Raw genomic sequence first — 10,363 nt, 5'->3', positions numbered from 1 at the left:
CCAACACCGGGGAATGACCAACATCAACTAACGCAGCGGGGTCACCTTTCACCCGTCGGAAGTGGGTCACGATTCACACGTCGCCGACAGACTGGACCGCCCTCGACTTGCCTGCGCCCGTGGTGCGTTGCGAACCCCGGTGGGGACGATGGGGACACGGCACGTCGGGGATCATCACCCTCGCCGCGACGCGTTGCGAACCCCGGTGGGGACGATGAGGACGAGCTGGCGCCTCCGGAGCCGAGCACGGCCCACTCACGTTGCGAACCCCGGTGGGGACGATGAGGACCCGCCGCTGGGCCTGGTCAGACGCGGGGCGCCGTGTTGCGAACCCCGGTGGGGACGATGAGGACGGGCAAGGACGCCGTCGACCACGTGGTGGCCATCCTGTTGCGAACCCCGGTGGGGACGATGAGGACGCCGGGTCGACATGGACGACGAACTGGCCCGCATGCTGGTTGCGAACCCCGGTGGGGACGATGAGGACTCCGGCCGGAAGGTCGGCCGCGTCATGGAGGAGATCGAGTTGCGAACCCCGGTGGGGACGATGAGGACTAGTAGGTCTCGGTGTCGTGGTTGTTGCCGGCGCCATGTTGCGAACCCCGGTGGGGACGATGAGGACCCGATGACCGCGAGCGAGTAGCCGAAGCGAATCGGGTTGCGAACCCCGGTGGGGACGATGAGGACACTCCAGACGAGGCTGAGGCCCTTGGCATCCCCGAGTTGCGAACCCCGGTGGGGACGATGAGGACTCGACCCCCGGGCGAAGTTGGCGGCCGCGCCGTTGGTGTTGCGAACCCCGGTGGGGACGATGAGGACGGCTGCCAGGCGCTGCTGAGGGCTCATCTTCACTATGTTGCGAACCCCGGTGGGGACGATGAGGACACCCGGCCGCGCTGGACACCCCCTGGCGGGACCTCAAGTTGCGAACCCCGGTGGGGACGATGAGGACTGATCGCCCTCGCCCGCCACCCGGCCAGCAGCTTCTCGTTGCGAACCCCGGTGGGGACGATGAGGACATCTCGTCGGGAACGTCGATGCCGGCGGCGCCAGGCTGTTGCGAACCCCGGTGGGGACGATGAGGACCCCATTGTGAAGATGCAGGTCGACTGAGGTCTGGGCGGGGTGGGAGGTCTGGGGATTGCAGCGGGTCGGCGGTTGTGTTCGTGGGTGCGGTGAGTCGCTGAAATCGCGTGCCGTTCAGCCCTTCGATATCGTGGATGGTCAGGGCCCCTCGTAGGGGCGATGAGGTCGTGCCGTGGTGGAACCTCGGCAGCAAGTCGACTCGTTGCGACCCCTTGCGGCTGCCGCGAGACGCGTCCCCGCTGAGGGGCTATGACGTTCGCTGAGCATAGTGGGGGCAGCCCTGAACCGCTGTTGGTCGGAGTCTACTTGATTTGCTCCGCCGCCTTCAGGTGTGTACTTTCTGTCTCCAGCAGAAAGCCGTCAGTGGTCGGTAGCTCGCTTCGTCAATCTGACACGGGGCACTGACAACGGCTCCTGACCTGCATGTTTCGGTCGTTTGGAGAGGTAATGGGGAGGTGCGATGCATCGGTTGAGGGTTCACGTCCATACGAGTGCGCCGGAATTGCCGTGGGAGGACGTGCAGGGGCCCGGACGGGCCTTCTGCTACGACCTGTTGAAGCGCGGGGCGCCGGAGCTGGGGGCGCAACTGCACGAGAGGGGGTGGAAGCCATACGGGATGGTGCCGTTCGGCTACGGCGCTCCGGTCTTCCCCGCGGCGCGGCGTCGGCGGGGGGTGTATGCGGCGGGGGGTCCCGGCATCGTCGAGTTGGGGAGTCCATTGCAGGCGGTGGTGGAGGGTTGGGCCGCCACCCTGGCCTCGACGCCGGTGATCGCCTGGGGGGCGACCGCGTTCATCGTGGACCGGGTCGAGGCGGTGGCGCCTCCGTCGTTCGCGTCGGGTCGGGCGGTGTTCCGTACCTCGACGCCGGTCGTGATGAAGGCGTCGGCACGGGACGAGACGGGCGCGCGGAGTAGGAGTCAGGCGTGGCGTCTGCCAGGTGAGCCGGAGTGGGACGTCTTCATGCAGGGGAACCTGCGGCGCAAGGCCGAGACGCTCGGCCTGGATCCGGGCCTCACGCTGGAGGCCGTCACCTGGGTCGGGCCGAAGCGGTCTTTCGCCGTGGCAGCGAGCGGCGGCGGTGGGGGGAAGAAGCCCGGAGCGTGCGTCGAGGTGGTGGTGTCCGGGACGCCGGAGACGTTGTCGGCGTTGCACTGCTGGGGGCTCGGTCAGGCCAACTCCGCCGGGATGGGGTGGATCGCGCTGTGACCGCGGAGAGCACCCTCGCCGAGTGGTCCGTGCGGCTGACCGCGAGTCCGCTGCAGCGGGTGGGGGCCTTCGCCTTGGCGTGCATGGGGGGTGCGGATCATCCGGAGGAACTCACGTCCAGGATGTTTCTCGGGGCGGTCGAGTCCATGACGCAGGACTTGGTCGCCACCCGGGTCGTGGCGAACGCCGGGGATCCGGGTGGGTTCTGGCTGAGCGCGAGTTACATGCTGTGGCCCAACTCGTCCTTGAACCCGACCAATCGCCGCAAGCAGTCGGAGGAGGAGCGCATGCTGGCGATTCGGGCCTGGCGTGCGGCGCCCGAGCCGGAGGAGTTGCTGGACGCACCGTGCACGTACTGCGGCCGGGCGGCCTGCGGCTGGTTCGGCAAGGTGGACATCCCCCTCGGTGCGAGCGTGGCCCACCGGAACACGACCGCCCCCGGGCATGAGGGCACCCCCTTGTGCTATCCGTGCCTGGCGAGTCTGTGGGCGTTCCCCTATGGAGCTGTTCTTTCCGGCGGACGTGCGACCGTGGTGCATTCCTGGGACGACCGGTTCCTGAAGGCGGTGACCTTCCGGGCCGTCGACAGGACGCAGCGGGCGGCCAAGGCCGCCATGCCCAAGGGGGTCAAGCCGAGCCCTTATCAGCGGGAGCACGCCGTACTCAAGGCGGTCCGCGCCTACGAGCATCGCGTGCGGGCGCCGGTGGAGTTGATGGCACTGTCCAACTCCAACAAGGAGCAGGTGCTGATCGTTCAGGAGATGGAGCAGCCGGTCGCAGAGTGGCTGCGGTCCACGAGGAACACGGCGCTTGACGCTGGATATCGGGCGCTGGTGGAGACGCAGGGGACGCCGCAGGTGCCAGGTGAGGCATTCCTCGCGAAACGGGCCTTCAGCGATCCGGGCGCGGTCGTCGACTTCGCCGTCGGGCACCTGCTGGGGCGGATGTCGCCGCAGCGGCTGCTTCCTCCTGTCGACCCCGCGCTCGGCACGGTTCTGTATTCCTACTGCCAAGAGGTGCTGTTCATGGAGGACAAGGACGTCGAGCGCGTCAAGAAGCTGGCGGGGCGGGTCGCCGACCTCGTGGGGCGGGACGACAGGCCCGGCCCGTTCAACGAGTTCATCCGTGCGAACAACAAGGGCGGTGACCTGCACGGCTGGTTCCGTTCGAAGTCGGTGGACTGGCTGCTGCGCGAGCGCAAGAAGGAGGATCCGCCCCTGTTGCCGGTCTACGAGTACCGGCTGTTGTTCGAGGACGAACGCACGTGGCGGTGGCGGCGGCTGCTGGTCTTCGCCGTGATCGAGGAGCTGATCCGGCGGGAGTGGCGGCCTCGAGGGAGCCAGGAAGAGATGGACGAGATGAAGGACACGGTCGAGGCGGCCGACAACACGGACGGGACGGACTGATGACATTCCTGGTGGGACAGAGCGTGCTGGAGATCAAGGCCGGGGCACCGAACAACGGGAGGGGGGTGGACAACCGGGGCGTGGTGAAGCAGTTCCAGGTCAGCAGCGGCGATGTCTACCCCTATGTGTCGGCGCAGGCGTCCCGGCGCTGGCTCCGCGACAGCCTTCCGGCCGATGAGCCGACCTCGCCGGTGATCAGGAGCGGGGAGGGCAAGAAGCAGCAGGCGTACACGAACGGCCGCCCGGACCAGTTCCTGGACGACGATCTCTTCGGCTACATGATCGCGGTCAAGTCCGACGCCCCGGGGGCCAAGAAGGGCGAATCCAAGACGTTCATGCGGGACACCGTGCTGGCGACGGGCACGCTGGTCGCGGTGGTACCCAATCGACCGCAGATGGACTTCGGGACGATGAGCCGCGGCTTCGGTCCTGACGAGCACCCGGTGATCCACGAGCACGAGATGTACACCGCGAACCTTGCGGGTGACCTGCTGTTGGACCTGCCGCGGGTGGGCACGTTCGAGGTCGGCGGGAGGTCCGTCAAGCCCGCTCTTCCGGGCGAGGTCGCGCAGGGCGTACTGGAGAAGAACGGGGAGAAGGTCTCGCTGCGGGGCCTTGAGTGTGTGCGCCTTCCCCTGGCGGAGCGGCGGCGGCGGGTCGCCGTGCTGCTCCGGACGATGGCCGCGGTCAAGGGCGGCGCGAAGTGGTCGGCCCACTACGGCGACCGCACCCCGGGACTGCTGATCCTCGCACCCATCAAGGGCGGCACCAATCCGTTCACCCGCGTGGTCCGGAATCGGGAGCGTGCGACGTTCTTCGATGTCGACGTACTGCGCCAGGAGATCGAGGCGTGGGCGGACGAGTTGGAGGGGACGGTGCGCATCGGCTGGGCCCCGGGATTCCTCGGCGGCCAGCGCGAACGCGCCCAGTCCGACCTGGCGGACCTGATCCAGGAGGGAAAGGTGGTCCTGGGGCACCCCCGCACCATCCTCACCACGCTCGCCGACGAGTTCGAGGACGGCGATCACGACGACTGGTTCGACGACCAGACGACCCGGAGGAGCTCCCCCTGACCGTCGCGACAACGACGTCATCGCCCCTCCGCAGGGGAAGCACTCACCACCCGACTCCAAACCATCGCGAGGGAGCGCCCCATGCCGGAAGCCCTGGAAGTGAGCATCACCGCGCCGATCGTCAGCTTCCGCAACCCGCTCTACGCCGGGATGCAGGTCCACCTACCATGCCCACCGCCGTCCACCGTCGGTGGCATGCTGGCCGCGTCGGTCGGAGGCTGGGACCAGGTCCCGGACCAGACGCGCTTCGCCATGACCTTCATGGCCGACGGTGCGGGCGTCGACCTGGAGACCTACCACCCCGAGGGTGCGCCGGGCACGCCGACCAACATCACCATCAAGGACCGGGAATTCCTCGCCCACACGACGCTGACCCTGTGGCTGACCGCAGACCTGGACCTCTGGGAGAACGCGCTGCGCCGACCTGTCTGGCCTCTGCGGCTGGGACGCAGCCAGGACCTCGTCACCGTCCGGACAAACCGCGTTGAGCTGGCCAGCGGAGGCGGCCGACAGGGGCACGCCATCGTCCTCGCCGAGACCGAGGGTGTGTTGGGCACCCAACTGCTGCTGACGACCGCCATCTCCACCGGCCGTGACCGCTTTCGGCAGGACGCGTACCGCTACTCAAGCGGCGGCGCGCGAGCCCACATCGCCTCCTGCCTGGCTACCGAGTCGGGGCAGGCGGTCCTTCTGCTGCCGCCCGTGCACCCCAAGCAGCTCGCCACCGCCGCCTGAAGGGATTCGTACTGTGGTGAAAGTGCTGCGCGCCAAGAGCCGCCAGAAGGGCGAGCCCTGCGGAGAGCCGCTGACTGACCATTTGGAGAACACCTTGCTGGCCGCGAGCGCCATCCGGCGCCGCATCGGACGCGTCCCGAACACCCCACCGGCCTTCTGGACCTGGGTGGAGCTTGCAGCCCTGCTCCACGACACCGGCAAGCTCTCCACCGGATTCCAGCGCATGATCAACAACACCGACGAAAACGCCACCCCTTGGGGGGAACGACACGAGACCCTCTCCCTCGGTTTTGTCGACCTGCTGCTCGACCACCTTCCGGCCGATGACGTGATGTGGGTCGCCGCGCTGGTCGCCGCTCACCACCGCCCCTTCACCGGCACAAGCGGCGCGCGGAAAGCACCGCTGTTCCACCTGTACGAGGGTGACGGACCCGCCGACTTCCTCGCCAAGTTCGCCCCCGCCGACCAAGACCGCCTCACCGAACTGATGGAGTGGCTGCACACCACCAGCCGCCGCTACGACCTGCCGACCGAGCCCAGCGCCCCCCGGCCGGATATCGAGACGCTGACCAGGTCCGCGTACCAACTGTTCGAACGACTCCACGACCGGTGGAGCCTGGATGCCTCCGGGGCGGCGGAGGGGCGCACGGCCGTTCTGCTGCTCGGCGCCCTGACCATGGCCGACCACCTCTCCTCCGGCCACCGCTCCCTGGACATCCAGCATCCCCTCACCCCGGGTTATCCGGCTCAGCTGGAGCGTCGACTCGCCACCGAGGGCGCGGAATTGCGCCCACAGCAGCGGTATGCGGCCGAGGCGCGTGGGCACCTGCTGCTGCGCTCCTGGACCGGCAGCGGCAAGACCGAGGCCGCCCTGCTGTGGTCGGTCGCCCAGATGACCGACCTCGCAGCGGCCAGCGGCGGCACACCTCGTGTCTTCTACCTACTGCCGTACCTCACCAGCATCAACGCCACCGCGGACCGGCTGACCGAGGAGTTCGGCACCGAGGAGGGCATCGGAGTTCTCCACTCCAAGGCCGCCTCCTACCACCTGGCACACGCCCTCGCCGACGAGTGCGCCAGCCATGAGGGCGCGGACGACGAGGAACGGGTCGACGCGGCGACCAAGGCCCATGCCCGTGCCCTAGCCACCAAAGACTTCCGCGAGCTGTTCCGCGTCGGCACCCCCTACCAGCTGCTGCGCGGCGCCCTCGCCGGTGCGACTCACTCCGGCATTCTCACCGACAGTGCCAACTCGGTCTTCATCCTCGACGAGTTGCACGCCTACGACGCAAGGCGCCTCGGCATGATCCTCGCGATGATGCGCTTCTGGTCCGAACTCGGCGGACGCATCGCGGTCATGTCCGCGACCCTGCCTACAGCTCTCCAGGAATTCGTCTACGACGTCCTCGGCAGGAACAACGTCACCCTCGTCGAGCCTCCCCCGACGGCGCACGCGCCCCGTCGCCATATCCTGCACACCCGCCAGCGCCACCTCACCGACCCCGCCTCTGTCGAGGAGATTGCCGAACGCCTCACCGAGGGCCGCTCGGTACTGGTCGTAGCCAACAACGTGCGCCACGCCATCGCCCTCTACGAAGCCCTGGCGCCGATATGCGAAAGCCTGCACGGCAAGCACTCAGCGTTCCTGCTGCACTCACGCTTCCGTCGCAGCCACCGGAACGGAATCGAGAAGGCCATCCATGATCGCTTCGGCACCGGCAAACTCCGCCGCGCTGGTCTCCTCGTGGGCACCCAAGCCCTCGAAGTCTCCCTTGACCTCGACATGGACCTGTGCCACACCTCGGCCGCAGACCTCGAAGCCCTCCTCCAGCGCATCGGCCGCGTCAACCGACTCGGCCACCGCCAGCCAGCCCCGGTGATCTTCCACCACCCCGACTACGCCACCCGCCCGGGCAGCGGCGACACCGTCTGGGCCGACGGCGTCTACGCCGCCGAACCCACCCAACTGGCCTGGTCTCTCCTCACCGGCCACGAAGGCGACGCCATCGACGAACGCGCCATCACGCAATGGCTCGACACCGTCTACCGCAGCCGGTGGGGCGACACCTGGCGAAGCGACGTCGAACACCACCTGAACCACTTCACCCAGCACTTTCTGACGTTCCGCTACCCCTTCGACGACCGCTCCCAGCTGACCGAATCATTCGACGCGCAGTTCGAAGGCGTCGAGGCCATCCTGGAAACCGACCGCGACGACTACGCGGACGCCCTCGCCCTCGCCGACGGCGCCCCCGGCCGCCTGCTGGCCAGCGACTACCTCATTCCCATGCCCTACTGGGGCACCAAGCTCCCCCGCTGGGACAAGAGACTGCGCGTCCGCGTCGTCGACGGCGAGTACCACCCCGCCCACGGCCTCATCTCCGTACGCCGCGACCATTCCAGCGCCTACCGGCTGGGGGAGCTGGTGTGATTAGCCGGGAGGACGTCGGCGGCGTCCACATCAAGTATCTCTACCACTGCCCACGCCAACTGTGGCTCTACCTCCGCGGCATCCGGCCCGAACACCTCAGCGCATCCGTCCGGCTCGGCGAAGCGGTCCACGACACCAGCTACACCCGCACCACCCCCATCGACCTCGGCGCCGCCAAGCTCGACTTCATCGACGGCCAGCAGTGGGTCCACGAAGTCAAGTCGTCCACCCGTCCCACCCTCGCCGACGAGGCACAAGGACGCCACTACTGCCACCGCCTCCACGTCCTCGGCATTGACGTCCAAGGCGCCGTCCTGCACTACCCGGCCACCCGGCGAACCCACCGCCACCCCTACACCCCCGAGGCCGCCGCCCAGGCCGAGGCCGACATCACCGCTGTCCTGGACATCGCCGCGACACCCGCATCCCCCGACCGGCTAGCCCGAAGCCGCTGCCGCGGATGCTCCTTCACCGACTACTGCTGGACCGAATGAGATGCCCACCGCCACCAGGACCTACTGGCTCACCACGCCCACCCGCATTCGCCGCAAGGACGACTCCCTGCTCATCGAACGCGCCGACGCCTCCCACGTCCACATCCCCATCACCGATGTCCGCGACATCGTGGCCTGCGCCGAAACCGACATCAACACCTCCGTCGTCGCCCTCCTCAACCGCCACCGCATCAACGTCCACCTCCTCAGCCACTACGGCGACTACGCCGGATCCCTCCTCACCTCCGACACCAGCACCTCGGGCCAGACCGTCCTCGCCCAGGCCCGCATCGCCCAAGACACCGCCAAGGCCACCGACATCGCCCGCCGCATCGTCGACGCCTGCGCCTTCAATGTCCGCCGCGTCACCGACCGCACCCTCCTCAAACGGCCCTACACCGCGCTCCAGAACGCCCTCCACGACGCCGAGTCACCAGCCCACCTCATGGGCGTCGAGGGCACCTTCCGCCGCAGCGCCTGGGACGTCATCGACACCAAACTCCCCGACTGGCTCCAGCTCAACGGACGCAGCCGCCGACCCCCCAAGAACGCGGGCAACGCCTTCATCAGCTACGTCAACGGCATCGTCTACTCCCGCGTCCTGTCCGCCATCCGCCTCACCCCACTCCACACCGGCATCGCGTTCCTGCACAGCAGCATGGAACGCCAGCGCCACTCCCTCGCGCTCGACCTCGCCGAGATGTTCAAACCCCTCTTCTCCGAACGCCTTCTCCTGCGCATGGCGGCCCGTAAACAGCTCAAGGAACACCACTTCGACCAGGACACCCACCAGGCGATGCTCAGCGAAGCGGGCCGCAAACTCGTCGTCGAAACCGTCCGCAACGAACTCGGCACCACCATCGCCCACCGTGCCCTCGGCCGACCCGTCGCATACGAGGAACTCATCTACCTCGACGCACTGGCCCTGACCCGCCACTGCCTCGAAGGGACCCCCTACAAGCCGTTCCGCATCTGGTGGTGACAGCACGTGCACGTCATCGTCGTCTACGACACCGCCACCCAACGCAACGCCAAAATCCTCCGCACCTGCCGCAAGTACCTCCACCGCGTCCAACGCAGCGTCTTCGAAGGTCAACTCACCGAAGCCCAACTCCGCCGCCTTCAAGCGATGGTCGAGAACGTCCTCGACCTCACCTACGACAATGTCCTCGTCTACACGTTCCCGCCCGGCACAAAGCCCCAGCGCCTCGAATGGGGAGCCACCGAGCCGCCCCCCACCGACGTCCTGTGACCCCGCATTTCAGCGCCACACCGACCTCACCAACACAACCGCAGGTCCACTGAAAAACCACGCCCACCCACCCCGCCGAGGCATCGCACGACGTGCATCTTCACACTGGGGTCCTCATCGCCCCCACCGGGGGTCTCAACCCGGTGGCGGGGTCGCGGTCCTCACCCTCGTCGTGCTGTCCTCATCGCCCCCACCGGGGGTCTCAACCTGGAGCTGTAGGAGTGGGTCGGTTCCTTGACCTTGTCCTCATCGCCCCCACCGGGGGTCTCAACACTCTTCGATCCGTTCCGAAAGGGGCATCGTGCCGAAAGTCCTCATCGCCCCCACCGGGGGTCTCAACTTGCGCCCCGCCGCGTCGCGCAGCGCTTCGGGCTCCCGTCCTCATCGCCCCCACCGGGGGTCTCAACTGGTTCAGGTCGATCGGCCAGGCGATCGTCTCCGGCGTCCTCATCGCCCCCACCGGGGGTCTCAACCCGTAGGGCCATGTGGGGGCCCACTCATCCACCGTGCGTCCTCATCGCCCCCACCGGGGGTCTCAACCCAGTCAGGGCGGCACCACCGCCTACCTGGGAGAGAGTCCTCATCGCCCCCACCGGGGGGTCTCAACTCACCACCCGGGACGACTGTCTGTAAGCACTTCTGTGGGCTCCACCGTGGCAACGTGAAGTGGCCCCACTGG

At 67.9% G+C, this 10,363-nt stretch carries 8 protein-coding genes and 2 CRISPR repeat arrays; all 8 genes read left to right on the top strand.

The genetic code is table 11. The features are described from left to right. Positions 1-126: 126 nt before the first annotated feature. A CRISPR array of direct repeats spans positions 127-1,086; the repeat unit is 30 nt; unit sequence GTTGCGAACCCCGGTGGGGACGATGAGGAC. 460 nt (positions 1,087-1,546) lie between these two features. Next, a complete protein-coding gene (locus tag DEH69_RS22890) occupies positions 1,547-2,293 on the top strand; it encodes a CRISPR-associated endoribonuclease Cas6 (RefSeq protein WP_113688894.1) in 747 nt (248 codons plus the stop codon). Then, positions 2,290-3,699, top strand: coding sequence for a hypothetical protein (locus DEH69_RS22885; RefSeq protein WP_113688893.1), 1,410 nt, complete (start codon positions 2,290-2,292; stop codon positions 3,697-3,699). The genes DEH69_RS22890 and DEH69_RS22885 overlap by 4 nt, the downstream gene beginning before the upstream one ends. Then, on the top strand, positions 3,699-4,772 hold the full coding sequence (gene cas7i, locus DEH69_RS22880) for a type I-B CRISPR-associated protein Cas7/Cst2/DevR (protein ID WP_113688892.1): 1,074 nt from the start codon (positions 3,699-3,701) through the stop codon (positions 4,770-4,772). Before DEH69_RS22885 ends, cas7i begins: the two co-directional genes overlap by 1 nt. A gap of 81 nt (positions 4,773-4,853) precedes the next feature. Further along, a complete protein-coding gene (cas5, locus tag DEH69_RS22875; protein WP_113688891.1) occupies positions 4,854-5,507 on the top strand; it encodes a CRISPR-associated protein Cas5 in 654 nt (217 codons plus the stop codon). A gap of 13 nt (positions 5,508-5,520) precedes the next feature. Further along, positions 5,521-7,938: a CRISPR-associated helicase Cas3' gene (cas3, locus tag DEH69_RS22870; RefSeq protein WP_181727562.1), complete on the top strand. Its 2,418-nt coding sequence runs from the start codon at positions 5,521-5,523 to the stop codon at positions 7,936-7,938. Further along, a complete protein-coding gene (locus tag DEH69_RS22865; protein WP_220131329.1) occupies positions 7,935-8,432 on the top strand; it encodes a CRISPR-associated protein Cas4 in 498 nt (165 codons plus the stop codon). Before cas3 ends, DEH69_RS22865 begins: the two co-directional genes overlap by 4 nt. A 1-nt stretch (position 8,433) precedes the next feature. Next, on the top strand, positions 8,434-9,414 hold the full coding sequence (gene cas1b / locus DEH69_RS22860; protein ID WP_113688889.1) for a type I-B CRISPR-associated endonuclease Cas1b: 981 nt from the start codon (positions 8,434-8,436) through the stop codon (positions 9,412-9,414). Between the two features lie 6 nt (positions 9,415-9,420). Beyond that, positions 9,421-9,684, top strand: a complete 264-nt coding sequence (cas2, locus tag DEH69_RS22855; RefSeq protein WP_113688888.1) for a CRISPR-associated endonuclease Cas2 — start codon at positions 9,421-9,423, stop codon at positions 9,682-9,684. Positions 9,685-9,794: 110 nt separating this feature from the next. After that, positions 9,795-10,291: direct repeats of the CRISPR family, unit length 30 nt; unit sequence GTCCTCATCGCCCCCACCGGGGGTCTCAAC. Positions 10,292-10,363: the final 72 nt, after the last annotated feature.

This window comes from Streptomyces sp. PT12 (assembly GCF_003311645.1).
GTDB lineage: Bacteria > Actinomycetota > Actinomycetes > Streptomycetales > Streptomycetaceae > Streptomyces.
The sequence above is the reverse complement of the archived record's forward strand: the minus strand, read 5'-3'. Positions and strand labels throughout refer to the sequence as shown.

Bases quoted from the DNA above. Each gene is read 5' to 3' on its own strand.
- DEH69_RS22890 (WP_113688894.1), top strand. From the start codon at position 1,547: ATGCATCGGTTGAGGGTTCACGTCCATACGAGTGCGCCGGAATTGCCG.
- cas7i (WP_113688892.1), top strand. From the start codon at position 3,699: ATGACATTCCTGGTGGGACAGAGCGTGCTGGAGATCAAGGCCGGGGCA.
- cas5 (WP_113688891.1), top strand. From the start codon at position 4,854: ATGCCGGAAGCCCTGGAAGTGAGCATCACCGCGCCGATCGTCAGCTTC.
- cas1b (WP_113688889.1), top strand. From the start codon at position 8,434: ATGCCCACCGCCACCAGGACCTACTGGCTCACCACGCCCACCCGCATT.